The 26743-nt window shown below is 70.9% G+C and carries 26 protein-coding genes and 3 pseudogenes; 12 read left to right on the top strand and 17 right to left on the bottom strand.

The genetic code is table 11. The features are described from left to right. Positions 1-44: 44 nt before the first annotated feature. From AB0F91_RS06500 to AB0F91_RS06490, 3 genes and pseudogenes are all read right to left on the bottom strand, one after another. Positions 45-350 carry a thiamine pyrophosphate-dependent enzyme gene (locus AB0F91_RS06500; RefSeq protein WP_360595357.1) on the bottom strand — a complete coding sequence of 102 codons (306 nt, stop codon included), beginning with the start codon at positions 348-350 and terminating at the stop codon, positions 45-47. A 418-nt stretch (positions 351-768) separates the two neighbouring features. After that, positions 769-1692, bottom strand: a pseudogene (locus AB0F91_RS06495) (thiamine pyrophosphate-binding protein); the annotation flags it as partial. A gap of 28 nt (positions 1693-1720) precedes the next feature. Next, complete coding sequence (locus tag AB0F91_RS06490; RefSeq protein ID WP_360595355.1) at positions 1721-2434, bottom strand: flavodoxin family protein; 714 nt, start codon at positions 2432-2434, stop codon at positions 1721-1723. Positions 2435-2595: 161 nt separating this feature from the next. Between AB0F91_RS06490 and AB0F91_RS06485 the strand changes: the two genes are divergently transcribed. Continuing rightward, entirely contained in the window at positions 2596-2922 is a 327-nt protein-coding gene (locus AB0F91_RS06485; protein ID WP_360595353.1) for a hypothetical protein, read from the top strand. A 17-nt stretch (positions 2923-2939) separates the two neighbouring features. Here the strand turns inward: AB0F91_RS06485 and AB0F91_RS06480 are convergent, their stop codons facing one another. Then, the gene (locus tag AB0F91_RS06480) at positions 2940-3206 is read right to left on the bottom strand and encodes a hypothetical protein (protein ID WP_360595352.1); all 267 of its coding nucleotides are present in this window, start codon (positions 3204-3206) and stop codon (positions 2940-2942) included. A gap of 122 nt (positions 3207-3328) precedes the next feature. Further along, positions 3329-4546 (bottom strand): GAF domain-containing SpoIIE family protein phosphatase, encoded by a 1218-nt coding sequence (locus tag AB0F91_RS06475; protein ID WP_360595351.1) that lies wholly within the window; start codon positions 4544-4546, stop codon positions 3329-3331. Between the two features lie 99 nt (positions 4547-4645). Here AB0F91_RS06475 and AB0F91_RS06470 point away from each other — a divergent pair, with 99 nt between their 5' ends. From AB0F91_RS06470 to AB0F91_RS06430, 9 genes and pseudogenes are all read left to right on the top strand, one after another. Next, positions 4646-5098 (top strand): SRPBCC domain-containing protein, encoded by a 453-nt coding sequence (locus tag AB0F91_RS06470; protein WP_360595350.1) that lies wholly within the window; start codon positions 4646-4648, stop codon positions 5096-5098. Beyond that, entirely contained in the window at positions 5095-5445 is a 351-nt protein-coding gene (locus tag AB0F91_RS06465) for a metalloregulator ArsR/SmtB family transcription factor (protein ID WP_360595349.1), read from the top strand. Before AB0F91_RS06470 ends, AB0F91_RS06465 begins: the two co-directional genes overlap by 4 nt. Further along, positions 5442-5891, top strand: a complete 450-nt coding sequence (locus tag AB0F91_RS06460; RefSeq protein ID WP_360595347.1) for an SRPBCC domain-containing protein — start codon at positions 5442-5444, stop codon at positions 5889-5891. Before AB0F91_RS06465 ends, AB0F91_RS06460 begins: the two co-directional genes overlap by 4 nt. A gap of 91 nt (positions 5892-5982) precedes the next feature. Next, a complete protein-coding gene (cynS, locus tag AB0F91_RS06455; protein WP_360595345.1) occupies positions 5983-6429 on the top strand; it encodes a cyanase in 447 nt (148 codons plus the stop codon). Positions 6430-6718: 289 nt separating this feature from the next. Further along, positions 6719-7384: pseudogene (locus AB0F91_RS06450) on the top strand (alpha/beta hydrolase); the annotation flags it as partial. Further along, positions 7377-7643, top strand: coding sequence for an alpha/beta hydrolase (locus AB0F91_RS06445; RefSeq protein ID WP_360595344.1), 267 nt, complete (start codon positions 7377-7379; stop codon positions 7641-7643). The pseudogene AB0F91_RS06450 and the gene AB0F91_RS06445, both read left to right, overlap by 8 nt. Positions 7644-8275: 632 nt before the next feature. Continuing rightward, positions 8276-9187 carry a universal stress protein gene (locus tag AB0F91_RS06440; RefSeq protein ID WP_360595342.1) on the top strand — a complete coding sequence of 304 codons (912 nt, stop codon included), beginning with the start codon at positions 8276-8278 and terminating at the stop codon, positions 9185-9187. A 357-nt stretch (positions 9188-9544) separates the two neighbouring features. Next, on the top strand, positions 9545-9934 hold the full coding sequence (locus AB0F91_RS06435; RefSeq protein ID WP_360595340.1) for a hypothetical protein: 390 nt from the start codon (positions 9545-9547) through the stop codon (positions 9932-9934). Next, complete coding sequence (locus AB0F91_RS06430; protein WP_360595338.1) at positions 9859-10725, top strand: CoA transferase; 867 nt, start codon at positions 9859-9861, stop codon at positions 10723-10725. The genes AB0F91_RS06435 and AB0F91_RS06430 overlap by 76 nt, the downstream gene beginning before the upstream one ends. A gap of 560 nt (positions 10726-11285) precedes the next feature. Here the strand turns inward: AB0F91_RS06430 and AB0F91_RS06425 are convergent. Then, on the bottom strand, positions 11286-11639 hold the full coding sequence (locus AB0F91_RS06425) for a sterol carrier protein domain-containing protein (protein WP_360596272.1): 354 nt from the start codon (positions 11637-11639) through the stop codon (positions 11286-11288). A 30-nt stretch (positions 11640-11669) separates the two neighbouring features. Then, positions 11670-12499, bottom strand: a pseudogene (locus AB0F91_RS06420) (GNAT family N-acetyltransferase); the annotation flags it as partial. A gap of 412 nt (positions 12500-12911) precedes the next feature. Here AB0F91_RS06420 and AB0F91_RS06415 point away from each other — a divergent pair. After that, a complete protein-coding gene (locus tag AB0F91_RS06415) occupies positions 12912-14621 on the top strand; it encodes a phospholipid carrier-dependent glycosyltransferase (RefSeq protein WP_360595336.1) in 1710 nt (569 codons plus the stop codon). 26 nt (positions 14622-14647) lie between these two features. Here AB0F91_RS06415 and mmsB read toward each other — a convergent pair whose 3' ends face one another. From mmsB to AB0F91_RS06375, 8 genes are all read right to left on the bottom strand, one after another. After that, on the bottom strand, positions 14648-15871 hold the full coding sequence (gene mmsB, locus AB0F91_RS06410; RefSeq protein WP_220239590.1) for a multiple monosaccharide ABC transporter permease: 1224 nt from the start codon (positions 15869-15871) through the stop codon (positions 14648-14650). Continuing rightward, entirely contained in the window at positions 15868-17388 is a 1521-nt protein-coding gene (gene mmsA, locus AB0F91_RS06405; RefSeq protein WP_360595334.1) for a multiple monosaccharide ABC transporter ATP-binding protein, read from the bottom strand. Before mmsA ends, mmsB begins: the two co-directional genes overlap by 4 nt. Further along, on the bottom strand, positions 17385-18485 hold the full coding sequence (chvE, locus tag AB0F91_RS06400) for a multiple monosaccharide ABC transporter substrate-binding protein (protein ID WP_360595332.1): 1101 nt from the start codon (positions 18483-18485) through the stop codon (positions 17385-17387). The genes mmsA and chvE overlap by 4 nt, the downstream gene beginning before the upstream one ends. A 14-nt stretch (positions 18486-18499) precedes the next feature. Continuing rightward, positions 18500-20005, bottom strand: a complete 1506-nt coding sequence (gene araA, locus AB0F91_RS06395; protein ID WP_360595330.1) for an L-arabinose isomerase — start codon at positions 20003-20005, stop codon at positions 18500-18502. A 30-nt stretch (positions 20006-20035) separates the two neighbouring features. Then, complete coding sequence (locus AB0F91_RS06390) at positions 20036-20713, bottom strand: L-ribulose-5-phosphate 4-epimerase (protein ID WP_360595328.1); 678 nt, start codon at positions 20711-20713, stop codon at positions 20036-20038. Next, positions 20704-22389: a ribulokinase gene (gene araB / locus AB0F91_RS06385; protein ID WP_360596270.1), complete on the bottom strand. Its 1686-nt coding sequence runs from the start codon at positions 22387-22389 to the stop codon at positions 20704-20706. Before araB ends, AB0F91_RS06390 begins: the two co-directional genes overlap by 10 nt. A 60-nt stretch (positions 22390-22449) precedes the next feature. Further along, entirely contained in the window at positions 22450-23478 is a 1029-nt protein-coding gene (locus AB0F91_RS06380) for a LacI family DNA-binding transcriptional regulator (RefSeq protein ID WP_360595327.1), read from the bottom strand. A gap of 122 nt (positions 23479-23600) precedes the next feature. Beyond that, positions 23601-24029, bottom strand: a complete 429-nt coding sequence (locus tag AB0F91_RS06375; protein WP_360595325.1) for an MmcQ/YjbR family DNA-binding protein — start codon at positions 24027-24029, stop codon at positions 23601-23603. Positions 24030-24097: 68 nt separating this feature from the next. Between AB0F91_RS06375 and AB0F91_RS06370 the strand changes: the two genes are divergently transcribed. Then, the gene (locus AB0F91_RS06370; RefSeq protein ID WP_360595324.1) at positions 24098-24676 is read left to right on the top strand and encodes a TetR/AcrR family transcriptional regulator; all 579 of its coding nucleotides are present in this window, start codon (positions 24098-24100) and stop codon (positions 24674-24676) included. A 411-nt stretch (positions 24677-25087) separates the two neighbouring features. On the opposite strand, the gene AB0F91_RS06365 is transcribed toward AB0F91_RS06370, so the two are convergent. Together AB0F91_RS06365 and AB0F91_RS06360 are read right to left on the bottom strand one after the other, a co-directional pair. Beyond that, the gene (locus AB0F91_RS06365) at positions 25088-25633 is read right to left on the bottom strand and encodes a hypothetical protein (RefSeq protein ID WP_360595322.1); all 546 of its coding nucleotides are present in this window, start codon (positions 25631-25633) and stop codon (positions 25088-25090) included. A gap of 95 nt (positions 25634-25728) precedes the next feature. Next, positions 25729-26697: a GNAT family N-acetyltransferase gene (locus AB0F91_RS06360; protein ID WP_360595321.1), complete on the bottom strand. Its 969-nt coding sequence runs from the start codon at positions 26695-26697 to the stop codon at positions 25729-25731. Positions 26698-26743 lie beyond the last annotated feature (46 nt).

Below are 26743 nucleotides of genomic sequence, written 5' to 3'. Positions count from 1 at the left end.
GAGGCCCGACCTCGCCGGTCGGGCCTTGTTGACAGCGGAGCTGGTTACGCCTTTTCGCCGGCATCGTGCGCCGAGATCAGGGTCTCCTCGATCTTGGCGATGGCGAAGCCCCACGCCTGGCCGACGGTGGGCTTCGGCGGGATCACGATCTCCTCGGCGTTGGTGACGACGTCGAGCAGCACCGGGCCGGGGTAGGCCAGCGCATCGCGGACGTCCGCGTCGACCTGGCCGGGGTGCTCGACGCGGACGGCGTGGATGCCGCAGGCCCGGGCGACGCCGGCGAGGTCCGGGTTCTTGAGGACGGTGCCGAACTCGGGGATGCCACCCTGTTCCTGCTCGAGCTTGACCATGCCGAGGCGGGGCCGCCGTCGCCGCAGAAGGCGATCGTCTGGCGGGCGGGGTCGAGCTGGGCGGCGCCGAGGGCGTGGGGCAGGGCGTTGGCCATGGAGCCCAGGTTGTACGACCGAGCAGCTGCCGGTTTCCGCGCAGGGTCATGAAGCGGGCGAGCCACACCGTGGACATGCCGGTGTCGGAGGTGAACACCGCGTCGGCGTCGGCGTGCCGGTCGATCGCCGCCGCGAGCACCTCGGGGCGGATGGCGCGCTCGTGGTTGTCGAACTGCTTGCGGACCCGGCCGACGACGGTGGCGTCGTAGCCGGGGTCGGCGAGGTGGCGCTGGCGCTCGCGCCAGCTCGTGTAGCGCTCGCGGGACGCGGTGAGGTGCTCGCGCGAGGGCTTCGCCTCGAGCAGGGGCAGCAGCGCCGCCAGCGTCGTGCGGGCGTCGCCGACGAGCGCGTGGTCCACGTGCGTGCGGCGGCCGAAGCGCATCCCCTCGTGGTCGATCTGCACCACCGTCTTGCCCTTCGGATACCAGTCGCGGTACGGGAAGTCGGTGCCCACCATCAGCAGCACGTCGCCGTGGGTCAGCGCGTGCTGGGCGGCGGGATTGCCGATCAGGCCGGTCTGCCCGACCTGGTAGTCGTTGTCCCGTTCGCGGGTTTCCTTGCCCTTGAGCGTGAGGACCATTGGCGCGGCGAGGGTTTCCGCCGTCGCCAGCACCTCGTCGCGGGCCGGACGGGCGCCGGAGCCGACGAGCATGGTCACGGTGTTCGCGCCGTTGAGCACGGCGGCCACCTCGCCGAGCGCCCCGTCGTCCGGGGTCACCCGCGGGTGCTGGCTCACGAACCGCGGCTCCTGCGTGCCGTGCGGCAGCTCGCGGGCCGCGACGTCCCCCGGCAGGGTCAGCACGGCCACCCCGTCGCGGGCGTACGCCGCGTTCACCGCCAGCTCCAGCAGGTACGGAAACTGGGCCGGGTCGGTGATCGTGCGGGAGAACACCGACACGTCGCGGAACACGGCGTCGTTGTCCACTTCCTGGTGGTAGTCACTGCCCATCTCGGCGCTGGGCACCTGGCCGCAGATCGCGAGCACGGGAGTGTGGGACTTCTTCGCGTCGTAGAGGCCGTTGAGCAGGTGCAGCGAGCCCGGCCCGACGGTGCCCATGCACACGCCGATCCGGCCGGTGAGCTGCGACTGCGCGCCCGCGGCGAACGCGCCCGCCTCCTCGTGCCGGACCCCGATCCACCGGATGCGGGGCTCCTGGGGCAGCGCGTCGGTGATCGGGTTCAGCGCGTCGCCGACCACGCCCCACATCGCGGACACGCCGTGGTCGGCCAGGCTTTGCACGAGCATCTTCCCGACAGCGGTCATCGGTGTCCTCTCAGCGGTACTCGGGGTTGGGGTGGGTGAAATCGAAGCGCTCGCCCTCGTCCCAGGCCGCCCGCTGGTTGCCGTACGCGGGGATTCCGCCCGCGTCCTTCAGCATTTTCGCCAGGTGCATGAGGTTCCACGTCATGAACGTGGTGTTGCGGTTCGTGAAGTCGCTCTCCGGTCCGCCCGACCCCGGGTCCAGGTAGGACGGACCCGGGCCGATCGGCCCGAGCCAGCCGGCGTCGGCCTGCGGCGGGATCGTGTAACCGAGGTGCTGGAGGCTGTAAAGCACGTTCATCGCGCAGTGCTTCACCCCGTCCTCGTTGCCGGTGAGCAGACAGCCACCGACGCGTCCGTAGTATGCGTACTGGCCGGCGTCGTTGAGCAGGTGCGAACACGCATAGAGCCGTTCGATCACTTTCTTCATTTCGGACGAGTTGTCGCCGAGCCAGATCGGTCCACACAGGACGAGGATGTCGGCGGCCAGCACCTTCTCGTACAGCGCCGGCCATTCGTCGCTCGCCCAGCCGCGCTCGGTCATGTCGGGGTACACGCCGACGGCGATGTCGTGGTCGATCGTCCGGATCACCTCGACCTCGACGCCCTCGCGCCGCATGAGCTCCGCGCTCACCCGCAGGAGACCTTCGGTGTTGCTGGGCTCCGGCGAGCGCTTCAGGGTGCTGTTGAAGAACACGGCGCGCAGGCCGTCGAATCGGGGACTCACGGGCACTCCAGGGTCGGTCCGAGCTGGCCCTCATACCCTAGGGAGCATCACGCGCAGTCACCATTATCGGGACGTTACGGCGGATCTTACGGAAGTGTTGTGCCCGGTTCCGACGGCCGTGCGGCTTGCTACTTTCGCCGCACCTCACGGGAAGGAACCCCATGGCTGAAGGACTCGACGACCTCGGGGCGCGCGACGGCGAACGCGTCCCCGCCGCCCACATGGCCACCGCCTTGACGGCCGGGCGCCTGCGGTTCGACGACGGTTCGACGCAGACCTTCTCCGCCGACGGCACCACCAGCTACGTCGATGCCGGCGCCACCACTCGCGGCGAGTGGACCGTCGAAGGGGATGGGCGGTTCGGCTCGTTCTGGCCGCCGAGCTACCGCGCTTCGTACGATTTGCGGTGGATCGTGGAGGACGGGCGGGTCGTCGGCCTGCGTTTCATCGAACAGGGCCGCGGGTCCCGGTTCGACGGCCGCTACTGAGACCTGCGGGCGGTGACTTACGGGCGGCGCTGTTCGATCGTGAACCCGAGCTTCCCCAGCACCGCCACCGCGCCCGCTCTGCCGCCTTCGAAGTCGCCGGGTGCCAGGCGCTCGCCGGTGGCGAACTCATACGCGGTACCGAGAACGGCTTTGTGCGGGTACCGCTTGCCCTCCCACACCAGCTCGTAGGTGCGCGAGGGCCCGAACCCGTGCTGCGCGAAGAACGCCTCCGCCCCGAGCCGGTCGTACTCCTGCGCGGCGCGCACCACGTCCGCCTCGCTCACGCGGCTCCACGACACCATCTCTGCCGGACCTCCCGGGGCTGGGCGACACGTCGAGGCCCAGCGTGGGTCCGGTGCGGGGTCCTTCGCATCGGGGAACTCCCCGGTGGGCTCGCACCGGGCGGCTACGAACGCACCGGCCGTTTTGTCGCCACCAGCAGAGCGACGTCGTCCTGGGCCGGGTTCGTGCCGACGAGCGCGGCCATCACGCGGGCGCACACGGCTTCCGGATCGCCCGTGGTCATGGCGGTGGTCAGTTTGCGGAAGCCGACGTCGAGGTCGGCGTCGCGGCGTTCGACGAGGCCGTCGGTGTAGAAGCCGAGCGTGCATTCCGGGGGCAGCGCGACCACGGTGTCGCGCCGGTCCGCGGGCGGCAGGCCCAGGCCCACGGGCAGGTCCGGTGGCACGTCCAGCAGGCGCGCGGGGGAGCCGGGCGTGGCGAGGACGGGCGGCGGGTGCCCGGCGAGGGACAGCACGAGGGTTTCGCGGTCCGGCGGCACGACGCCGTACGCGACGGTCGCCATGATGCCCTGCTCGAAGTGGTTCATCTTGCGGCTCAGCTTGCCCAGCGCCTCCGCCGGGCTCGCGGCGTCGAGCGCGTAGGCGCGCAGGGCGCTGCGCAGCCGGCCCATCACCACGGCGGCGCCGAGGCCGTGGCCCGCGACGTCGCCCATCACGATGCCGAGCCGGTCGCCGGGCAGGGGGAACACGTCGTACCAGTCGCCGCCGACGGCGAAGTCCGCGCCGGGCACGTAGCGGGAGGCGAAGTCCAGCCCCGGCACCGAGGCGATGCGCGCCGGCAGCAGGCTCCGTTGCAGCGCCGCTGCGGCCGCGCGGTCTTCGCCGGCGGCCTCGGCCACCATCGTCAACGCGAGGCGGGAAGCGGCGATCCGCAGGAGCTCGATGTCGTCCGAGTCGAACGCGCGCTGCACGGTGGACCCGATGTGCAGCACGCCCACGAGCTCGTCGCGGGCCAGCATCGGCACGCCCAGCAGCACTTTGAGGCCGCGTTCCCACAGCAGCGCGTTGATCACGGTCGACTCGTCGACGTGGTCGATCAGCACCGGCGTGCGCTGCGCCGCGACCCGGCCGGCGAACCCGGCTCCGACCGGCACCCGCACGCCCTGGAAGACCTCTTCCTCGATGCCTGCCGACGCGATGGCGGTGAGTTGCCCGGCGGCCTCGTCGTAGCGCAGGACGGTCGCGGTGTCGACGTCGAACAGCTCGCGGACCCGCTCCAGCAGGGCGCGCAGCAGCGGCTCCAGCTCCAGCCTGCCGAGGGCGGCGTCGGTGATCGACTCCAACCGGTGCAGGTGGTCGCGGGCGCTCGGTTTGACGGGCATCCGGCCAGGCTACTGTGCCTCAAACATGCAACAAATGGTTGCGCGTCGTGCCGGTCTCGCCTAACCTGCAACCATTGGTTGCCAATAGGGAGGACGGCCATGGAGTACGGCACCATCGAGCGCGAGATCCGGGTGGCGGCGACGCCCGAAGTCGTCTACGAGGTGATCACGCAGCCCGAGCACATCGCGGCGTGGTGGGGGTTCGACGCGGTGTTCGAGGGGACCGCGGGAACCATGGGCCGGCCGCGCCGCGACGGGAGCGGGACGGTCGTCGTGCCGGTGTCCGTGGTCGAGGCGGAGCCGCCGCGGCGGTTCGCCTTCCGCTGGGTGCAGCCGGCGGGACAGGCGGCGACGCCGGAGAACTCGTTCCTCGTCACGTTCGAGCTGGTGCCGGAGGACGGCGGCACGCTGCTGAAGCTCACCGAGGCCGGCTTCCGCGAGATCGGGTGGGAGGCGGCTCGGCTCGAGGCGTACTACCACGACCACAGTGCGGGCTGGGACGAGCACCTGCCCAACCTGGCGGCGTACGCGGCCGGGTTGGTGCGCACGTGATCGACGACGAGCTGTGGGGCGCCCTCGGCGACCCCACCCGGCGGCACCTGCTGGACCTGCTGCTGGCCGACGGGTTCGGCACGGCGACGGGGTTGAGCGAGCACCTGCCGGTGACGCGTCAGGCGGTCGCCAAGCACCTCGCCGTGCTGGAGCGCGCGGAGCTGGTCGTGGCCCGCAAGGACGGGCGTGAGGTCCGGTACGTCGTCAACGAAGCGCAGTTCTCCCGCGCCGTCGCGCAGCTGACCTCCGTCGGCGCGGCGTGGGACGCCCGGCTGCGGCGGATCAAGACGATCGCCGAGTCGATCCAGGCGCTGCGATCGACCGAAGGAAAGGAACCCCCGTCATGACCCCGGACTACCAGCGGACGGTCTCGGTCAACGCGACTCCGGCCACCCTGTTCGCCGCGCTCACCACCGTCGCCGGCCTCGGCGCGTGGTGGACCCGCGTCACGGGATCCGGCGACGCCGGCGGCGAGCTCCGGTTCTTCTTCTCCCATCCGGACCCGTGCGTGATGCGGGTCGACGAAGCCACGCGGCCGAGCGTGGTGCGCTGGACCGTCACCTCGTGCGACTTCCTCCCGGACTGGGTCGGCACGCGGCCTGCCTCCACCCTCGTCCCGGTCGACGGCGCCACGGAACTCCGCTTCCGGCACCACGGCCTGACCGCGGAGCTCGACTGCATCGACATGTGCACCGCCGGCTGGAACCACTTCACCGAAAGCCTGCGCGCCTACGCGGAATCCGGCGTCGGCATGCCGAGCGGCAGCCCCGCGGACCTGGCTCGGCGCAGGTGAGCGAGGAAATCGAGGGCTCAGAGGAAAAGGCAGTGAACACGAAACAAGAATCGATGGCTCCCGCGTGGTCGGGGCCCTTACGCTCGATCGCATGACTACCAAGAAGCAGGCGGCCGACGCGGTGCTCGAGGCCAAGACCCGGCTGGGGCTCACCTGGGCCGCAATCGCCGAATCCCTCGACGCCCCCTTGGCGTGGACGACGTCGGCCCTGCTCGGGCAGCACCCGGTCCCCGCGGACAAAGCCGCGAAGGCCGTCGCGGTCCTGGAGCTGGGTGACGACGTCGCGCGAGCGCTGCAGCTCCAGCCGACGCGCGGCGCGCTCGAGGAGGCCGTGCCGACCGACCCGACCATCTACCGCTTCTACGAGGTTTTGCAGGTGTACGGCCCCACCATCAAGGAACTGATCCACGAGCAGTTCGGCGACGGCATCATGAGCGCCATCAACTTCAAGATCGACGTCGGCCGCCGCGAGGACCCGGGTGGCGAGCGCGTGGTCGTGACGCTCGACGGGAAATTCCTCAAGTACCAGTGGGGCTGAGCGCGACCGGATCGCCTTGCCCCGGTGTGGGCAAGGCGATCCGGCACCGTGAAGCTACGAAGCCGACCACCCGGCGAGCACATTGCCTTGCCGGTCCCGGAAGTGGAACGGCCGCCCGCCCGGCAAGTTGTAGGCCGGTTCGGCGATGGTGCCTCCTGCCGCGACCAATCCTGGATGACTCCGTCGAGCGAAATGTTCTCGCTGACGACGATCTTTCCCATGACCGTTCTCCCTTGTTCTCGGCTGTCGGGGGTACCGACGCCGCGGGATCCGGAGAACGGAGACCACCATGCCGACGATCACCACCGCCGACGGTGCCGAGACCTTCTACAAGGACTGGGGCACCAGGCAGCCGCGTTCGACGGCCCGGCTGTGCGGACCCGCCCTGGTTGACGCGACCATCGTCGCCGGGCCGGGTCCCGCACAGCGCCAGACAGATGACTGTGCCGGTGACATCGTGTTCAGCCACGGCTGGCCGCTGTCGGCGGACGACTGGGACACCCAGATGTTGTTCTTCCTGCAACAGGGTTACCGCGTCATCACCCACGACCGGCGCGGTCACGGCCGCTCCGCACAGGTCGCCCACGGGCACGACCTCGACCACTACGCGGACGACCTGGCTGAGCTCACCGCGCACCTCGACCTGCACGACTCGATCCACATCGGACACTCCACCGGCGGCGGCGAGGTCGTGCGCTATCTGGCCCGGCACGGTGAGTCCCGGATCGCCAAGGCCGCCATTCTGTCCGCCATTCCGCGGCTGATGGTGCAGACCGGGACCAACTCCGGCGGACTGCCGAAAACCGTCTTCGACGACAGGCAGGCGCAACTCGCCGCCAACCGCTCCGAGTTCTTCCGCGCGGTGGCGTCGGGTCCGTTCTACGGCTTCACCCGGCCGGGCGTCGAGCCGTCCGAGGCGCTCATCCAGCACTGGTGGCGTCTAGGGGATGCTGGGCAGCGCGCTGGCCCTCTACGACGGCATCGTCGCGTTCTCCCAGACCGACCAGACCGAGGACCTGAAGAAGATCACCGTGCCGACGCTGGTCATGCACGGCGACGACGACCAGGGCGTCCCCTACGAGGACCCGGCCCTGTTGTCGGTCGAGCTGCTGAAGAACGGCACGCTCAAGATCTACCCGGGCTTCCCGCACGGAATGCCGACCACCGAGGCCGCGACCATCAACGCCGACCTGCTCGAGTTCATCCGCGCCTGACACCTCCTCGCACCGCCTGACAGCGCGGCCCGGGCCGGCGACCGTCGGAGACCCAGCCATCTGACGGGCGCCGGACGAGGTGCGGGTCCGGGTGGTCGTCTCCGGCATTCACGTCGGAGACGTCGGAAAACGGCGCGGTTACTGGGGCTCGACGATGGCCTACCCGCGCGTGATCCCGCACGGCGACGGCGCCGGAGTCGTCGACGCGGTGGGCACGGGCGTCGACCCGGCTGCTACGACCCGAAGTACCCGGTGCCGACCCTCGACGGCTGCCCGAACTGACCTGAACGCGTCACCGCGGCTGCGGTCATGGAAGTCCCTTCGCTGGAGAGCGGGCGCTGCGGAAGGTCGAAGTGCTGCCAACGCATCGCTGCGCCGCAGAAGCATCAGCACGCAGAGGAAATCGCCGCTGTCGGCCGGTCCGGTGTCAAGCATTCCCTTCACCCGACGACATGGGCGAGCGGCCTGCCGGGCCGCGTAGGCCGTCTGATGCGGATCAAATCGACAGCTGCTCGATGAGCGGGCGCCGCTGGACGAAAGTCACCCGGACGGGGGTCTGTTGGCCGTCTCGCACGCCGGTCCGCTGCGGTTACAGTCCGGGTGGCCGGCAGACCGACGAAGGCGGGGAACCCATGACAAGCGCGTCCACCGATCTGGTCGTCGGGGTCGACGGGAGTGAGTCTTCGCTGATGGCGGTGCGGTGGGCCGCGCGGATGGCCCGCGAGCGCCGCGTGGGGCTGCGGCTCGTGCACGCCGTGGACGAGATCCCGGTGACGTACCCGCACGCCGCGCCGACCTACGAGGACGCGCAGCGTGTCGTCGGCGAACGCGGCGAGCGGGTGCTCGACCGGGCGCAGGCGGCCGTCGCGGAGGTTGCTCCGGAGCTGGCCGTCGAGGCCGTGCTGCGGCCGGAACAGCCGGCGTCGGCCCTGCGGGCCGAGTCCGCGTCGGCCGGCATGCTGATCCTGGGGTCGACGGGCCTGCGCCGGCTCGGCCGGTTCGTGCTGGGCTCGGTGTCGGTCTCGCTCGCGTCGCACGCGGAGTGCCCGGTCGCGTTCGTCCGCCCCCACGTCGCCGAGGACGCGCCCCCGGTGGACGGCCCGGTCGTCGTCGGCGTGGACGCCACGCCGATCGGGGAGGACGCCATCGGCGCCGCTTTCGAGGAGGCGTCGTGGCGCCGGACTCCGCTCGTCGCCGTGCACTGCTGGAAGGAAGGCTTCCTCGCGTCGGTGTTCGAGGAGTCCGGCTCGTCCGCCGACGCCGACGCGATCGAGGCCCACGAACGGGAGCTGCTCGCGCAGCGGCTCGCCGGATGGCAGGCGAAGTACCCCGACGTGCAGGTCGAGCGCGTGGTCGTGAAGGAGAAACCGGCCGACGGCCTGCTCGACTTCGCCGATCGCGCGCAGCTGCTGGTCGTCGGCAGCCGCGGCCGCGGCGGGCTCGCCGGCCTGGCGCTCGGATCGACCAGCCAGAGTCTGATCTCGTACGCGCTGTGCCCTGTCCTGGTGGTGCGCGGGAACGCTTCGGCGACGAAGGACGAGTGAGGAGATTCTCCGAAGTCGCCCCGGCGTGGCCCGCTGCCGTCGCTACGGTCGACGCGCTGGCCCGTGTCGCGGTCGTCGCGGTCCCGACCCTGGCGTGTCCACTGTGGAAACCACCGATCCGCGGGCGATGCGCGACGCCATGCTCCAGGTGGTGCGCACCCGCGCGTCCGACGACGCGTTCGACCCTCACGCCGAGCTGCGCGAAGTGTTGGTACCACTGGGATTCACACCCGAGGACAGCGGCGGCGCCATCACCTTCCGCAAGCGTGACCGCTGCTGCCCAGCTCGATCCGCATCGGCGGGCCGGCGGCTGTCGCGCTGGCCCAGCAGTCGGTGCTCGCCGCTAAGCTGTGGCGGATGCGAACGGGGTTGGGCCAGGACATCAGGGTCGACCTCGGCCAGGCCATCCGCCGGCTCGCCCCGGCGTCGGAGCTGCGGTGGGAGACGCTCAACGGCTACCGCGCCGACCTGGCCGACCGACTCGTCGGCTCCTACCTCGGCTTCTACCCGACGCGCGACGGCCGCCACGTCGTACCCGCGAACATCTACCCGGGCCTGAAGTCGAAGATGCCCGCTGTCCTTTACTGCGCGGACAGCCCCGAAGCGCTCGGCCGCGCGATCGCCCGGCACACCTCCGACGAGCTGGAGGAGGTGGGGAGCGGCACGGCATCGTGTTTGCGAAGGTCCGCAGCGTCAAGGAGTTCGTGGCCGAGCCGGTGTTCGAGCACCTCGCTTCACGGCCGCTGATCGAGATCGAGAAGGTCGCGGACACGCCGCCCGAACCGCTGCCGGACTGGGGCACGCACCCGCTGTCCGGCATCCGCGCACTCGGCATGGGCCGCGTCATCGCCGGCGCCGGCATCGGCCGCGCGCTGGCCGCGCTGGGCGCCGACGTGCTCAACGTCTGGCGCGTCATGGAGTTCGAGATGGACTCGCTGGTCGCCACGGTCAACGTGGGCGTCCGCTCGACCCGCCTCAACGTCCGCGCCCCGACGGCCAGGCGACCCTCCACGCTCTCCTGCGCGGACGCCGACGTCTTCCACGCCAACCGCCGCCCCGGGCCTGCTCACCGAGTTCGGCGTCGACGCCCACCAGGCGATCGGCCTGCGGCCCGGCCTCGTCCACGTCACTCCGGCTGCCACGGCGACACCGACCCGTGGGCGAACCGTGGGGGCTTCGACCAGGTCGCCGAAACCGTCACGGGCATGGTCGCCGCCGAAGGCACCCTGGGCCAGCCGAAACTCCCGCCGACGTCGATCATCAACGACTACCTCGTCGCCTGGCTGGGCGCCACCGGCGCGCTGGCCGCGCTCATCCGCCGCGCCACCGACGGCGGCAGCTACCGCGTCCACGTCTCCCTCACGCGCGCCGCCATGTGGGCGACCATCCTCGGCTTCTTCGACCGGGACTACGTCCGCCGCGCCGTCGGCAGCGGGGGTGAGCACGAGCTGCTCGACCCGCAGCTGTTCACGCCGCTCGGGCTGTACCAGGGCGTCACGGAAACGTCACGCTCTCGCGGACCCCGCACCACTACCTGAACGTCCTCTCGTCCCGCGGCGCCGACCAGCCGGCATGGCTGCCGAAGCCCCGGCAGGTCGACGTCGCGGCGCTCGCGAACGTGCTCAACCGCTGAGCCTCGGCCGGAGCGCCTCCGTGGCCAGGGCAGCACTGGCACGCTGGCACCCCGACCGCCGGATAACGCTTCGCGAGATAGCAGCTCGGCACGGCATCGGTTCTGCTCTCCGAGCGACGTGATGCGGCACGTGCGGGCGGCGGCGTGCTTCATTGATCAGCGGGCGGGCGTTCGGGCCGAACAGCCACTGGCTGAGCTCAGGCATCTTTTTGCCGCCGGGAGCTTGTATCGGCCTGCTCGTGGCCAGGACGACGCGCAACCGGATTGCGGCAAGGTGGCGTCCTCGCAAAACGCTGGTTGTTTGTAGTGGCGCGGCGATGTCGACCATGGCGTTCGCGGCTACCGGAAGTGACGACGGCCACCTCTTCGGCGGTCTCGTTTTCACCGGAGGAGCCGCTGGGATCGTCGTGCGTGCGGCGATGAACATGTTCGCTCGATGTCGAACCTGAGTCTCGGCCGGCGCCGTCAGAACCAGTGCAGGCAGTGCGGCTCTCGGTCGGAGCGGAACAGCGCGTCGGCGGTTGCCGCGGCCTCGGCGTGGTGCGCGTGGACGTGGCCGGCGCGCACGAGGGTGCTCGGGGTGGTGCCACCGAGGTAGAGGGAGCCGAGGTCGCGCACGTCCAGGGACAGGTCGGGCGTGCGGTCCGTGGGGACGCACTCCGCCTTGCCGTCGCGGACGGTCAGAAGGTGGCGGCCGCGCTCGTCGAGGAAGGGGTCGATGACGTCGAGGACGAGCTCGCCGTCGGTGAACCAGCCGCGGGCGGTCAGCGCGCGCGGGACGTCGAGCAGCCGTACCCACAGCCAGTCGTCGTCGGTCATTTCGCCGGCGCGGAAGTCCGCGAGCTGCCAGCGCAGCGGGTGCCACGGCGGGATGTGCTTGAACACCACGCGCGTGACCAGGTCGTGGCCGAGCACGAACCGGGCCAGGGCGGTGAGGACGGCGTCGTCGACGGCGATGGTTCGTCGACGGTCAGCGTGCCGGGCTCACTGAGCGAATAGCTGGCGTACCCGTCCGGGGTGCCGTCGGCGTCCCGGTGCACGGCGAGGTACCGCGGCGCCGCGGTGATCGGCGGCTGGCCCGCGCGCAACTCCCACCACCGGTGCGGTCGGGACAACGCGCCGGGCTGCGCGCGGCGGTAGCGGTCGTAGACGTCTTCCAGCAGGTCGACGCACTCGTCCCGCTTCAGAACCTCCACCGAGCCGGCGTCGGCCGGCGGCTGAGCCCGCGGTGCGGCGAGCGCGGCCTGGTGCCGTGGCACTGTCAGCTTCCCGGTGTAGGTCGCCGGCCCGTAGCCGAAGCGGCCGTAGATCGTGGCTTCCGACGCCAGCAGCACGGACAGGAACTCCCCGCGCGCCCGCAGTTCGGCCAGCTGGTGGCGCATCATCGCGGTCAGCACCCCCCGGCGCCGATGCGTTGGCAGTACCCCGACGGACGTGATCCCGGCCGCCGGCACCACGACCTCGCCGGGCAGCGTGAGCTCGAACGAGTAGGCCGCGGCGGTCCCGACGGGCCGCCCGTGCGCCACGGCCAGCACCCCGCGATCCATCTCGAGCGCCGACCACCACAACCCGCCGCCCTCGGCCGGCGTCTCGGGGAACCGCGCGAACGCGGCGTGGACGGTGTCGACGAAGACGTCGAAGTCTTGCTCGGTCGTGGCGCGGATCTCCAGTGCGTGCATATCCACCGTGGCGGTCTCCCCGGGATGTCGTGGCTGTCGCGCCACAGTGCAGCGCCGCCGCAGGGCCGGGTCAACCGAATAACCGTCCGGTCCACGCGGCGCCTCGCACCGCGACGTTCCCGCAGCGTTCGTGCCGAAACCGGCTTTCGACGACGACCTGCCCGCCCGCGCCGCTCGCCGCAGGCGCTTGGCGGACAGCGGGCGCCGGCCGGCCCCTGGCACGACGACGTTCCCGGCGCCCTGCCGGTGTTCCGCACCGACCACCCGGGCTTGGACACGATCCTGTCTGCCGATAGTCGGCGAAGCCCCAGCGCTTATCCGGACGGTCGCCGGTGGTCACGAGCCGATCGCACCGCCGGGCGGGACGTAGCATGGGCTCGGACGTGTTCTCTCGCGTGGAAGGAACTCCGGGGTGTCGCCGCCTACGAGCCAGCTGTCGAGCTCGGGTCCGGCGACCCCGGCGGAACCGGACCGGGACCCGGCCAAGGCTCCGGGGGGCCGGTTCGAGTGGCTGCGACGGCACCGCCGGTGGGCGTTCGCGCTCGTCGGGTTCGCGTTGCTCGCCCAGATGGCGTTCGCGATGGTCACCACGGCCGTCGAGCAGACCCCGACGATCGACGAGCCGGTCTACGTCGGCACGGCCGTCGTCTACCTCGACCAGCACAGCCTTCGGTACAACCCCGAGCACCCGCCGCTGGGCAAGCTCATCATCGCGGCCGGCCTGGCCTTCGCCGACGTGCACCTCGACCCCGGCTTCGCCGGCGACGAAACGCAGCTCGGCCGGCGTGTGCTGTACGAGTCGGCCAGCGATCCGGGCCACCTGATGCTCCTGGCTCGGCTGCCGATGATCGTGCTGACGCTGTTGTTCGGGCTGGTCGTCTTCGCGTTCGCGCGCGACCTGGCCGGCCCGGTCGGCGGACTCATGGCGCTCGCGCTCTACGCCTTCTCTCCCGACGTCATCGCGTACGGCTCGCTGGCCACGCTCGACGTGCCGATGGCCGGGTTCCTGCTGACGTCGGCCTGGCTGGTGTGGCGGGCCCGGCGCCGGCCCGCGCGGTATCTCCCCCTGGCGGGACTCGCGCTCGGCGCCGCGATCGCCACGAAGATGAGCGCTCTGCCCGCGGTTCCGGTGGTGCTGCTCTTGGCCGCGTTGTCCGTGTGGCACTTCCGTCGCGGCCGCGGCTCCGGCTCGAAACGGACCGCCCTCGAGCTCGTCGCGGCGGTCGTCGGCGTGGGGCTGATCGCCGTCGCCGTCGTCTGGGCCGCCTACCTCGCCGTCGATCCTCGCTTGCGCTGGCAGGCACCGCCCGGCCTGCCGACCCTCCACGGCCTGCGCGCGCTCGCCGACTGGCTGCCGGTACCCGCGCCGTACCGCGACGGCATGCATCTCCAGTTCGGTTTCGAAGACCAGGTGTGGAGCGGCTTCCTGTTCGGCCGCTTGTACTTCGGCGCCCTCTGGTACTACCTCCCGGCCGCGATCCTCGTGAAGACCCCGCTCGGCACACTGGCGCTCTGGGCGGCCGGCATCGTCGCGCTGCTCGCGATTCCCCGGCTGCGCTCCGCGGCGCCCTACCTCCTCGTTCCGTCCGTGGTGCTGCTGGCCGCCGCCATGACCGGCAGCCGCGACTTCGGCGTCCGGTACACGGTTTTCCTCCCGATGTTCCTCGCCGTCGCGGCCGCCGGCCTCGCCCTCGTGCGCCGCCGCTCGGCCCACCTCACCGCGGCGGCCCTGGTCGTGTTCACGGCCGTCAGCTCGCTGCTGACGTTCCCGTACTACCTGCCCTACTCGAACGAGGCCTTCGGCGGCCCGACGCAGACCCACCTGCGACTGCACGACTCGAACGTCGACTGGGGCCAGGACCTCGGCCGCCTCGCCGATCGCCTCCGCACGACCTACCCGGGCGAGCACGTCTGGCTGGTCTACAAGGGCAGCGGCGTGCCTGCCAGCTACGGCATCGAGGCCGCCGACCCGCTCCGGGTGCCCCCGGACCAGGTCCACGGCCTCCTCGCCGTCTCCGACTCCTCCGTCGCCAAGGCCGACGCCCACATGAAGTCCTTGCTGGACACCAGCACCCCGATCGACGAGGTCGGCCACTCGATCACGATCTACCGCCGACCTTAGAAGACCCCGTCACGGCCCGGGCCGCCTTACGCCGTACCGCGACGCTTCGTCCAGATGTCGTACGCGACCGCCGCGAGCAGGACCACGCCCTTGACCAGCATCACGCGCTCGCTCGGAGCGCCGATCAGGGACATGCCGTTGTTGATCACCGCCATGATCAGCCCGCCGGTGATCGCGCCGACGACCTTCCCCACGCCGCCCTGCACGGCGGCGCCGCCGATGAACGCCGCGGCGATCGCGTCGAGCTCGAAGTTCACGCCGGCCGTCGGGCCGGCCTGGTTGAGCCGGCCGGCGAAGATGATCCCGGCGAGCGCGGCCAGCACCCCCATGTTCACGAAGATCCAGAACGCCACCGACTTGACCTTGACGCCCGACAACGTCGCGGCCTGGAGGTTGCCGCCGACCGCGTAGATGTGGCGGCCGAACACCGAACGGCCGGCGACGAGCGAGTAGCCGACCACGAGCACGGCCAGCAGGATCAGCACCCACGGCAGGTTCTTGAACCGCGCGAGCTGCACAACCACCGCGAGCACCAGGATCGCGGCGCCGGCGACCTTCGCGACGAACACCGGGTACGGGTCCACGTCCTGCCCGTACCCGAGCCGCGCGGAGCGCTTGCGCTGCTGGGTGATCGCGATCGCGGCGACGGTGAGCACCCCGACGATGAGGCTGACCAGGTCGGCGCCGCCGAGCGGGCCGAGGCCGATGTTGCCGAGGTAGCCGTCGGTGAAGCCGTTGGACAGCGTGCGGATCGCATCGGGGAACGGGCCGATGCCCTGGTTGCCCAGCACGGTCAGCGTCAGCGCGCGGAACGCCAGCATCCCCGCCAGCGTCACGATGAAGGCCGGGATGCCGAAGTAGGCGACCCAGTACCCCTGCCACGCGCCGATCACCGCGCCCGTCACCAGGGTGATGAGCACCGCCAGCGGCCACGGCACATGCAGGTTCACCATGAGCACCGCGGAGACGGCGCCGGTCATCGCAACCACCGAACCGGCCGAGAGGTCGATGTGGCCGGAGATGATGACCAGGATCATGCCGATCGCCAGGATCAGCACGTAGGAGTTCTGCACGATGATGTTCGAGATGTTCTGCGGCTCGAGCAGCGCGCCGCCGGTGAGCACCTCGAACAGCACCACGATCAGCGCAAAGGCGACGTAGATCCCGCTCTGGCGCGGGTTGATCGAGATCCGCCTGCCCGGGGTGGCGGCCGGGGGCGCGGCGGGCCGGGCCGTGTCCGTTGTGGTCATGGGCGTTCCTTCGTCATGTACTGCATCAGCAGCTCCTGGGTGGCGTCCTCGCGGGCGACCTCGCCGGTCACCCGGCCCGCGGACAGCGCGTAGATCCGGTCGCACAGGCCGAGCAGCTCCGGCAGCTCGGAACTGATGACCAGCACCGCCTTCCCTTGCGCGGCAAGGGAGTTGATGATCGAGTAGATCTCGAACTTCGCGCCGACGTCGATGCCGCGGGTCGGCTCGTCGAGGATCAGCACGTCCGGATCCGTGAAGATCCACTTGGCCAGCACGACTTTCTGTTGGTTGCCGCCCGAGAGCTTCCCGGTCACACTGCGCACGGTCGGCGCCTTGATCCGCAGGTCCCGGCGGAACCGCGCGGCGGTGTCGTGCTCGGCGTGCTCGTTGACCCAGCCGCGGCGCGCCAGTTTCCCGAGGCCCGCGGCCGAGACGTTGCGCTGCACGTCTTCGATGAGGTTGAGCCCGTAGCGCTTGCGGTCCTCGGTGGCGTAGGCGATGCCGTGGCGCACGGCGTCGCGGACCGAGCGGACGTCGATCGGCACGCCGTCCTTGACCAGCCGGCCGGAGATGCCGGTGCCGTAGGAGCGCCCGAACACGCTCATCGCCAGCTCGGTCCGGCCCGCGCCCATCAGCCCGGCCAGGCCGACCACCTCCCCGCGCCGCAGCGTCAGGTTGGCGTGGTCGACCACGACCCGGCCGGGCTGGGTGGGGCTGTGCACGGTCCAGTCCTCGATCCGCAGCACCTCGTCGCCGACGTCGGGTTCCCGCGGCGGGAAGCGGTGCTGCAGGTCGCGCCCGACCATGCCGGTGATCAGCCGCTCCTCGGTGAGCCCGGCCGCGTCGAGGGTCTCGATCGTCCGGCCGTCGCGCAGGATCGTGACGGTGTCGGCGATCGCGATCACCTCGCCGAGCTTGTGGGAGATGATCACCGACGTCACGCCCTCGTCGCGCAGCCCGCGCAGCAGATCGAGCAGGTGCGCGGAGTCGTCGTCGTTGAGCGCGGCGGTCGGCTCGTCGAGGATGAGCAGCTTCACCTGCTTCGACAGCGCCTTCGCGATCTCCACGAGCTGCTGCTTGCCGACGCCGAGGTCGCGCACCGGCGTGACCGGGTTCTCCGCCAGGCCGACGCGCCGCAGCAGCTCGCCGGCCTCGTGGTTGGTGCGGTTCCAGTCGATGAACCCGCGCCGGGCCCGCTCGTTGCCGAGGAAGATGTTCTCCGCGATCGAGAGCTGCCCGCACAAGGCGAGCTCCTGGTGGATGATCACGATGCCCCGGCGTTCGCTGTCGCGCACCGAGCCGAACTCGCACGCCTCACCGTCGAACCGGATCTCCCCGGCGTAGCTGCCGTGCGGGTGAACCCCGGAGAGCACCTTCATCAGGGTCGACTTCCCGGCGCCGTTCTCCCCGCAGATCGCGTGGATCTCCCCGCGGCGCACGGAAAGGGTGACGTCAGCGAGGGCGGTGACCCCGGGGAAGGTCTTGGTGATCCCGCGCATGCCGAGCAGTTCCGTCACTTCAGCTGCCCCGCCGTGTAGTAGCCGGAGTCGAGCAGCTCCTTCTGGTAGTTGCTCTTGTCCACCACCACCGGCTGCAACAGGTAGGAGGGCACCACCTTCTTGCCGTTGTTGTAATCCGTGGTGTTGTTGACCTCCGCCTTGCCACCCTTGAGCACCGTGTCGGCCATCTTCACGGTGACGTCGGCGAGCTTGCGGGTGTCCTTGAACACCGTCGAGTACTGCTCACCGGCGATGATCGACTTGACCGACGCGACCTCGGCGTCCTGGCCGGTGACCACCGGGTAGGGCTGGCCGGCGGTGCCGTAGCCGTTGCTCTTGAGCGCCGAGAGGATGCCGATGGACAGACCGTCGTACGGCGAGAGCACGCCGTCGACCTTCGCGCCGCCGCCGTAGGTCTTGGTGAGCAGGTCCTCCATGCGCCGCTGCGCGGTGGCCGGGTCCCAGCGCAGGATCGCGGTCGGCGCGAACGTCGTCTGGCCGCTCTTCACCACGAGCTTGCCGCTGTCGATGAGGGGCTTGAGCACGGACATGGCGCCGTTGAAGAAGTACGTTGAGTTGTTGTCGTCGGGCGAGCCGCCGAACAGCTCGATGTTGAACGGGCCGGGGCCGGTGCCGAGGCCCTTCACCAGCGAGGTCGCCTGCTCCACGCCGACCTTGTAGTTGTCGAAGGTCGCGTAGTAGTCGACGCCTCCGCTGTTGAGCAGAAGGCGGTCGTAGGCGATCACCGGGATCTTGTGGTCGGCCGCCTCCTGCAGCTGGGTGGTGATCGCGGTACCGTCGATGGAGGCGATCACCAGCAGCTTGGCACCCTTGGTGATCTGGTTCTCGATCTGGTTGACCTGCGTGGGGATGTCGTTCTCGGCGTACTGCAGGTCGACCTTGTAGCCGAGCTTCTCCAGAGCTGACTTGATGTTGTCGCCGTCGTGGATCCAGCGTTCCGACGACTTCGTCGGCATGGTGACGCCGATCAGCGCGCCGGCCGACGAGCCGGCGGCCGGCTGCTGGTCGGCCGTCTTGACACTCGAACCACAGGCGGCCAGCGTCAACGCCAGTGCTGCGACGGTGACCCCTCGGATTCCTCGGATGAACTTCATTGTTCGTGCTCCTTTCAGAAGCCCTGGGCGAGCCGGTGGTAGGCCTGGTTCCAGCGGATCCGGTCGGCGAACCCGGAGGTGGTGGTGCCGGCGTCGATGGTGAGGAGCTCGACGCCGAGCAGGTCGGCGAAGTCGCGGAGGGTCTCGACCGGCACCGCCTGGGTCAGCACGGTGTGGTGCGGCGCGCCGGCGGTGATCCACGACTCGGCAGACGTGGCGAGCGACGGCGCCGGCTGCCAGACCGCGCGCGCGACGGGCAGGCTGGGCAGGGGCTCGTCGGGTGGGACGACCTCGATCTCGTTGGCCACCAGGCGGAACCGGTCGCCGAGGTCGGCCAGGCCGAGCACCACGCCGGGGCCCGGGGCGGCGTCGAACACGAGCCGCACCGGGTCCTCGCGGCCGCCGATGCCGAGCGGGTGGATCTCGCACGACGGGCGGGCGGCGGCGATGCTCGGGCAGACCTCGAGCATGTGCGCGCCGAGGATCTTCGGCTCGCCCGGCCCGAAGTGGTAGGTGTAGTCCTCCATGAACGACGTGCCGCGGCCAGTGCCGGCTCCCATCGCCTTCACCGCGGCGAGCAGGGCCGAGGTCTTCCAGTCGCCTTCGCCGCCGAAGCCGTAGCCGTCGGCCATCAGCCGCTGCACGGCCAGCCCCGGCAGCTGCCGCAGGCCGCCGAGATCCTCGAAGTTCGTGGTGAACGCGCCGAAGCCGCCCTCGGTGAGGAACCGCCGCAGCCCCAGTTCGACTTTCGCCGCGTACCGCAAGGAGTCGTGGCGGGGGCCGTCTTCGGCGAGCTCCGGCGCTACGTCGTAGGCCGACGCGTACTCGGTGACCAGTTCGCCGGTGTCCTTTTCGGACGCGCTGTCGACGAGCTCGACGAGGTCATTCACGCCGTAGGTGTTCACCGAGACACCGAAGCGCAGCTCGGCCTCGACCTTGTCCCCTTCGGTCACGGCGACGTCGCGCATGTTGTCGCCGAAGCGCGCCAGCCGCAGCTCACGCAGGTGGTCCGCGCCGATCGCGGCCCGCGCCCACGCGTCGATCCGCGCCACGACCACCGGGTCGCCCGCGTGCCCGGCGACGGTCTTGCGCGGCACCGAAAGGCGGGTCAGCACATGGCCGAACTCGCGGTCCCCGTGCGCCGCCTGGTTGAGGTTCATGAAGTCCATGTCGATGCTGCGCCACGGCAGGGCTTCGTTGAGCTGGGTGTGCAGGTGCAGCAACGGTTTCCGCAATGCGTCGAGACCGCCGATCCACATCTTCGCCGGCGAGAAGGTGTGCATCCACGCGATCACCCCGACGCAGGAGGCGTCGGCGTTGGCCTCGAGCAGCAGCCGGCGGATCGCGGCGGCCTCGGTCAGCACCGGTTTCCCGACGAGCTCGGCCGAAAGCCGTCCCGTCGAGGCCAGCAGCCGCTGGATCTCCAGCGACTGGCCGGCGACCTGCGCCAGCGTGTCCTCGCCGTAGAGCGCCTGGCTCCCGGTGAGGAACCAGACCTGGGGTTTGTTCTGCGAAGCCATTTGTCTCCTCGTCGTGTGCGCCGGCCGGGCTCAGCGCTGGCCGTAGACGTTCTGGTAGCGCGCGTAGAGCCGGTCGACGTCCTCGGCCGGCAACGGCGTGGGTGCGCCGAGCTCGAAGGCCTTGTGGACCGTCCGGGCCACGTCCTCCACCAGCACCGCCGCCTTCACCGCGTCGCGGGCGGTACGCCCCACGGTGAACGGGCCGTGGTTGCGCATCAGAACGGCGGGGGAGCGGCTGGCCCGCAGCGTCTCGACGATGCCGCGGCCGATGGAGTCGTCGCCGATCAGCGCGAACGGTCCGACCGGGATCTCCCCGCCGAACTCGTCGGCGATCATCGTGAGCACGCACGGGATGGGCTCGCCGCGCGCGGCCCACGCGGTGGCGTAAGTGGAGTGCGTGTGCACGACACCGCCGACCTCGGGCAGGTGCCGGTAGACGTAGGCGTGGGCGGCCGTGTCGGACGAGGGCGTGAGCTCGCCGTCGCGCAGCCGCCCGTGCAGGTCGGTGACGACCATGGTGTCGGCGGACAGCTCGTCGTAGGAGACCCCGGACGGCTTGATCACCATCAGCTCGCGCCCGGGCACCCGTGCCGAGACGTTGCCCGCCGTCCAGGCGACCAGCTCGTTGCGGGTGAGCTCGCCGTGCAGGTCCGCGACGGTGCGGCGCAGTTCGGCGACGGTGCCGAGCAGCTCGTCGGTCAGCGACATGTCAGGACTGTCCTTTCGCCGGCGGAGGCGGTGGCGTGGCGGCGGGCCGCGAGGCGGTGCAGCACGTCGCTGCCGCCGCGGCCGAAGTGGTCGTGCAGCTCGCGGTAGTCGGCGTAGAGCTCGTCGTAGGCACGGGCGTGCGCGGGCACCGGCCGGTACACGTCGCGGTGGACCGAGCCCATCGCGCGAGCGGCCGCGGTGATGTCCGGGTGAGCGCCGGCCGCGACGGCGGCGTGGATGGCCGAGCCGAGCGCCGGCCCCTGCGCGGACCCGATCACCGACAGGGGCAGGTTCACCACGTCGGCGTAGAGCTGCATCAGGAAGGCGTTGCGGACGAGCCCGCCGGCCACGACCAGCTCGGTGACCGGCACTCCTGAGTCCCGGAAGGCTTCGATGATCGTGCGGGTGCCGAATGCCGTCGCCTCCAGCAGCGCCCGGTAGGTGTCCTCGGCGCGGGTGGCCAGCGTCTGGCCGACGACGACGCCGGACAGCTCGTGGTCCACCAGCACCGAGCGGTTGCCGCTGTGCCAGTCGAGCGCGAGCAGTCCATGCGCGCCGATTTCCTGATCGGCGGCCAGCTTCGTGAGGTGCTCGTGGAGCGAGACGCCCGCACGTCGCGCGTCCTCGTGGTAGCCGGGCGGCACGCCGTGCTCGACGAACCAGCCGAAGATGTCGCCGACCCCGCTCTGCCCGGCCTCGTAGCCCCACAGCCCGGGCACGATCCCGCCGTCGACGACGCCGCACATGCCGGGGACCTCACGCAGTTCCTCGCCGTTGAGCACGTGACACGTCGAGGTGCCCATGATCGCGACCATCCGGCCGGGTTCGACGGCCTGCGCAGCGGGCGCGGTCACGTGCGCGTCGACGTTGCCGACCGCGACGGCGATGCCTTCCGGCAGCCCGGTCCACGCCGCCGCTTCGGCCGTGAGCGAGCCGGCGCGGTCGCCGAGGCGCCCGAGCGGCCGGTCGAGCTTGTCCGCCACGAAGTCCGCGAACCCGGGGTTCAGCTCACGCAGGAAATCGGCGCCCGGGTACTCGCCGTCCTGCAGGATGCCCTTGTAGCCGGCGGTGCAGGTGTTGCGGACGTAGCAGCCGGTCAGCCGCCAGACGATCCAGTCGGCCAGCTCGACCCAGTGCGCCGTCGCCGCGTAGACGGCCGGCGCCTCCTCGCACACCTGCAGCGCCTTGGCGAACTCCCATTCCGACGAGATCCGCCCGCCGTAGCGGGGCAGCCACTTCTCGTCGCGGGTGCGCGCGAGCTCGGTGATCCGGTCGGCCTGGGGCTGCGCGGCGTGGTGGCGCCACAGCTTCACATACGCGTGCGGCTCGCGCTCGAACTGCGGCAGCTCGCACAGCGGCGTTCCGTCCACAGTGGTCGGAACCATCGTGCACGCGGTGAAGTCGGTGCCGAGCCCCACGACGTCGGCGGGATCGCCGCCGGCGTCGCGCAGTGCGGCGGGGATGGCGGTGCGCAGCACTCCGATGTAGTCCGAGGGGACCTGCAGTGCCCAGTCCGGGGGCAACGGCTCGCCGGTCGCGGGTAGCGTGCGGTCGACGACGCCGTGCGGGTACTCGTACACGGCGGTGCCCAGCTCGGCGCCGTCGGAGACCCGCACCACGACGGCGCGGCCCGAAAGCGTGCCGAAGTCGACGCCGATCACGAGGGGCTCGTGAATGTTAGCGCTAACATTCGGAGAGTGCGGGGACACGGGGTTCTCCTTCGGTGGGAACCGCGCTCAGCGCGGTCCGGTGCTCTCCCGGACGATCAGTTCGGGCTCGACCAGGTACCGCGCGTGCTGGTCGCCGCCGCCCATCCGCTCGGTCAGCAGCCCGAACGTGCGCCGGCCGACTTCGATGAAGTCCTGGCGCACCGTGGTCAGTGGCGGCGTGAAGTACGCGGCCTCGGGGACGTCGTCGAAACCGGCCACGTGCACGTCGCCCGGCACACCGATGCCGGCCTCGGTGAACGCGCGCAGCAGCCCGAGCGCCATCTGGTCGTTGGCGGCGAACACCGCGTCGAGTCCGCCATGCCCGGCGGGCACCTTCTTGGCCAGGGTCCGCCCGGCGGCGTAGCCGGAAGCCGGACTCCAGTCGCCGCGGATGACGGGCGGCACTTCGGCGCCGTGGCGCTCCAGCGTCTCGCGCCAGCCGCGCTCGCGCTCGAGCGCCTCCAGCCAGTCCTCCGGCCCGGCGACGTGCCACACCGTGCGGTGCCCGAGCGCGAGCAGGTGCTCGGTCGTGCGGCGGGCGCCGTCGTACTGGTCCACGGAGATCACCGGAACCGGCGCGCTCTCGCCGCCGCCGACGGCGACCACCGGGACCGCCGAAGGCACTCCCGCCAGTGCCAACCCGGCCGTGACGTGCGGGGCGATCACGACGATCCCCTCCACCGCCTGGCGCCGCAGGCTCTCCACCGCGTCCGCGATCGACGACCGGCCCGGTCGGCTCACGCTCGAGATCGTGATGGCGTAGCCGGCTTCCCGCGCGGCGTTCTCGATGCCGTGCAGGGTGCTCGCGGGTCCGTACAGATTGGACTCGAGCGCCACGACGCCGAGCGTGCCGGAACGGCCTGTGACGAGCGCGCGGGCCGCGGAGTTGGGCCGGTAACCCAGCTCTTCCACCGCGGCCATCACCCGCGCCCGGGTCTCGGGGCGGACCGGGCCGGTGCCGTTGATCACCCGCGAGACGGTCATGTGGGAGACGCCCGCGAGCCCTGCCACGTCGGTGAGGCTCGCCTGCCGATCTCCGGCTGGCCCTGCTGACACTTCGTCACCGCCTTTCCCGTCCGGGTGGTCCGCGTCACTCTTTCCGGCGCATAGTGTTAGCGATAACACTCACTCGGTCAAGCCTTGGCTCGGTCACGACTGGGTCTCCCCGACGTCGTTCGTCACCCGGTCGGCGGTGGGTGTTCAGCGAGCCACGCGGCCGCGCGACGGGCGGAGGCGCGCGAAAGCCACGCCTCCTGCACCACTTCCGCCAGTTCTCCGCGGCTGAGCTCGCCGAGGCGGCACGCTCGTGCCAGCACCGACAGGTGCCCGCGAAAGTGCGGGGTGGTGAAAAACGGCGTGGCCTCGTCCTGCACGAGCGCCTCTTTGTCGGCTTCCGATGGGACCCAGAAGACGATCACATCGGGGTAGCGCTCACCAGTGTCCGGGTCGAAGGCGTCCGGTCGCGGGTTGCGGAAGAAGACGAACGACTTGCCGCCGACCTGGTACACGGGCTTGCCTTCCGACCCCGGCCAGATCTTGACGTGCGGCATCGCGAGCGCGAGCTCGTGCACGTCCTCGACGCACGCGGGGCGGTCGTTGTCCGACATACGCCCAGGGTAAGGGGTCGGCGGCCATTTGTTGACCTGAAGGTACACAATTGACTACGGTCGCGGACATGGGGAGGCTGAGGCAGTTCGATCCGGACGTCGCCGTCGAGCAGGCGATGCAGGTGTTCTGGCGGCAGGGATACGCGGCCACGACACCTCAGGACCTCGTCGACGCACTGGGGATCGGCAAAGGCAGCCTGTACCACGCGTTCGGCAGCAAGCACGGCCTGTTCGAGCGGGCCCTGAGGCGCTACCGGGACCGTGAGGCGCAGCGGCTCGTCGACGCGCTCGGTGGACCCGGGCCGGTGAAGGAGCGGCTGCGGCGGGCGTTGCGCGAGCTCGTCGAGATGGACCTGGCGGACCCGGATCGCCGGGGCTGCCTGGCGGTGAACACGGCCGCGGAGCTGGGCGGCGCAGACGCCGCCGCGGCGGGCTCGGTCGGGTGGATGTTCGACCACGTCGAAGAGGCGTTTCGGGCCCTCGTGGAGGAGGGGCAGCGGACGGGTGAGCTCGCACGCGACCGCGATTCCCGAGCAGTGGCGAGCATGGTGCTGGCCACAGTGGTGGGGTTGCGCGTGCTGTCCCGGCTTGCCGGCGGGCGCGAGCGGGCGCTCCGGGTGGTCGACGCCACGATCGCCGCGCTGTGAGCCGCCGACGTCCGGCACGGCCGCGTTCCCGGCGCGGGCTTTCGCCGAGGCGGGCGGCGCCGGTGGCGTCGGTGGCAGTGCGCGCCGTGGACCTCGCGGGTTTCCGCGGGTTTCGGACACGCGGTAGCTCGAGGCGGCCGTCTCGTCGATCAGCTCCCGCCTGTCCGTCACCTCCGGGGAGCCGCCGACGCCACGATCATGTGCTGACCGCGGCCGCTGGACCATCCCGGACAGTCCACATCGGACAGCGCGGCGGCGGCCGTCGAGCTCGGCCGGTGTCGTTGCCGCGCGGGCGTTCCCCGTCGACGCGACACAGGCAGTTCAGCGCCGGCGCCTGCTGACGCGCCGGGCGGTGCGCCGCGAGGTGCGGCGGGCGATCCTGCGGGATCCGAACATGGTCTGCCTCCTGTCTCAGGTGCGGCTGGGTGTGGCTGTTTCGAAGGCGTGTAACTGGGTCGCTTCCTCCGCCGTCACGAGGCCGATGGCGACCAGGTCGAGCGGGCTGACGAAGCCGTCGGAGATGCGGAACCCGCCCGCCTCCGCGATGGCGTCGCGCAGCGGGATGGCCCAGCGGTGTTCCAGCAGCACGAGCGCGGCGGCGGACCCGTCGGGGATCTCCGAGAGGACGTCCCAGGCGTCTTCGTCGGAAAACATCTCGACGCCTTCGGCGGCCTCCTCGGCACCTTCGAGCGCGCCGGCGGCCATGCCTTCCTCGCCGTCGATCCCGAGCCCGATCAGCGCGCCGACCTTGCTGCCGAACTCGATCGCTTCTTCGTCACTGAGGTTGCTCAGGTGGGCCACCTCGATCCCGCCGTCGGAATCCTTGTGCACGGCCAACGCGTCGACCACGTTGACGGTGCCGCTCTCCCTCAGGCGCTCGAGTTCCGTGATGATCGCGCCGTGGAAGTCCGGGTCCGGAAATCCCAGTACGATGAGCTGGATGGGTCCGATCGTCATGACTCTGCCTCCGTTCTGCGTCGCGTCCCTCAGGGCGAGCATCTGGGCGCGGGTCGCGAACGGCCTCATCTGCGGGAGGTGAGCTTGCCCGCTCCTCAGAATTCGAGTGCCCAGCGGACATACGGCCGCTTCGACGTGAAGCCCGCGTTCGTGAAGATCCCGGACGCGCCGGCGGGACGCGCCGAGTCCACGTTCACGCTGGCCCGGTCGAAGCCGTGCTCGGCGGCCGCCCGCAGCGCGTGCCCGACCAGCGCGCCGGCGACGCCGCGGTGGCGGTAGGCGGGGATCGTGCCGACGACCATGAAGTGCACGTCGCGGACACCGGTGACCGCCGCGTCGGCTTCCCAGTGGTTGGCCACGAGCACCCCCACCGCGGTGCCGTCCGCCGCGTCGCGGAACAGGAAACTCACCTCGGGCCGCAGGGTGTGGTTGGCGATCTTGTTCTTCCAGTTGTCCGCGGGCCACGGCGCCGGATTCCAGTGGTCCGCGTAGGCCTCGTTGCGGGTCACGCGGAAATCCTCGTCGTTGTCCTCCGACCACGGCGCGATCCGCAGCCCGCCGGGGATCACCGGGTCGGGGAGCGCGGCGCCGAGCGGGTGCTCCATGCGCTGGAAGTACCGCACGGGCGCGAAGCCCAGCGGGCCCAGGAGCTCGGCCAGCCCGGCGATGTGCCCGGCCTTGTGGACGTCGATCGCGAGCCGCAGCGCCGGATGGTGCAGCGTGTGCAGCGTGTTCGCCGCCGCCACCCCGGCTTCGACGAGCGCGCCACCGATTCCGCGGCGCCGGTGGTCCGGGTGCACGCCGCCGTCGCGGAACACGCGGTGGACCTCTTGCGCGAACCGCTTGTAGCGGATCTTCATGTAGCCGACCATCACGTCACCGTCGAAGGCCGCGAGGCTCGCGCGCTCCAGATCCGCGTAGGGGTCGACCAGTTCCTGGAGGGTGTCCTGCGCGGTGTAGTTCTCGCCGATCCGGTCGACGGTCTCCATGGCGTTGAGCAGATCGGCCGCCGCCTGGGCATCGTCGCGGGCGAGCGGGCGCCAGGTGAGAGACGTGGTGTCCATGCGCCCGAAGGTATTCACGCGGGGGCGAACTGTCGCTTCGTATTCC

The sequence above is a fragment of the Amycolatopsis sp. NPDC023774 genome, assembly GCF_040639695.1.
GTDB lineage: Bacteria > Actinomycetota > Actinomycetes > Mycobacteriales > Pseudonocardiaceae > Amycolatopsis.
This window is presented reverse-complemented; position numbering and strand designations above follow the sequence as displayed.

Bases quoted from the DNA above. Each gene is read 5' to 3' on its own strand.
- AB0F91_RS06500 (WP_360595357.1), bottom strand. From the start codon at position 350: ATGGTCAAGCTCGAGCAGGAACAGGGTGGCATCCCCGAGTTCGGCACC.
- AB0F91_RS06485 (WP_360595353.1), top strand. From the start codon at position 2,596: ATGGCTGAAGGACTCGACGACCTCGGGGCGCGCGACGGCGAACGCGTC.
- AB0F91_RS06475 (WP_360595351.1), bottom strand. From the start codon at position 4,546: ATGCCCGTCAAACCGAGCGCCCGCGACCACCTGCACCGGTTGGAGTCG.
- AB0F91_RS06470 (WP_360595350.1), top strand. From the start codon at position 4,646: ATGGAGTACGGCACCATCGAGCGCGAGATCCGGGTGGCGGCGACGCCC.
- AB0F91_RS06460 (WP_360595347.1), top strand. From the start codon at position 5,442: ATGACCCCGGACTACCAGCGGACGGTCTCGGTCAACGCGACTCCGGCC.
- cynS (WP_360595345.1), top strand. From the start codon at position 5,983: ATGACTACCAAGAAGCAGGCGGCCGACGCGGTGCTCGAGGCCAAGACC.
- AB0F91_RS06445 (WP_360595344.1), top strand. From the start codon at position 7,377: ATGCTGGGCAGCGCGCTGGCCCTCTACGACGGCATCGTCGCGTTCTCC.
- AB0F91_RS06440 (WP_360595342.1), top strand. From the start codon at position 8,276: ATGACAAGCGCGTCCACCGATCTGGTCGTCGGGGTCGACGGGAGTGAG.
- AB0F91_RS06435 (WP_360595340.1), top strand. From the start codon at position 9,545: ATGCGAACGGGGTTGGGCCAGGACATCAGGGTCGACCTCGGCCAGGCC.
- AB0F91_RS06425 (WP_360596272.1), bottom strand. From the start codon at position 11,639: ATGACCGACGACGACTGGCTGTGGGTACGGCTGCTCGACGTCCCGCGC.
- mmsB (WP_220239590.1), bottom strand. From the start codon at position 15,871: ATGACCACAACGGACACGGCCCGGCCCGCCGCGCCCCCGGCCGCCACC.
- chvE (WP_360595332.1), bottom strand. From the start codon at position 18,485: ATGAAGTTCATCCGAGGAATCCGAGGGGTCACCGTCGCAGCACTGGCG.
- araA (WP_360595330.1), bottom strand. From the start codon at position 20,005: ATGGCTTCGCAGAACAAACCCCAGGTCTGGTTCCTCACCGGGAGCCAG.
- AB0F91_RS06390 (WP_360595328.1), bottom strand. From the start codon at position 20,713: ATGTCGCTGACCGACGAGCTGCTCGGCACCGTCGCCGAACTGCGCCGC.
- AB0F91_RS06375 (WP_360595325.1), bottom strand. From the start codon at position 24,029: ATGTCGGACAACGACCGCCCCGCGTGCGTCGAGGACGTGCACGAGCTC.
- AB0F91_RS06370 (WP_360595324.1), top strand. From the start codon at position 24,098: ATGGGGAGGCTGAGGCAGTTCGATCCGGACGTCGCCGTCGAGCAGGCG.
- AB0F91_RS06365 (WP_360595322.1), bottom strand. From the start codon at position 25,633: ATGACGATCGGACCCATCCAGCTCATCGTACTGGGATTTCCGGACCCG.
- AB0F91_RS06360 (WP_360595321.1), bottom strand. From the start codon at position 26,697: ATGGACACCACGTCTCTCACCTGGCGCCCGCTCGCCCGCGACGATGCC.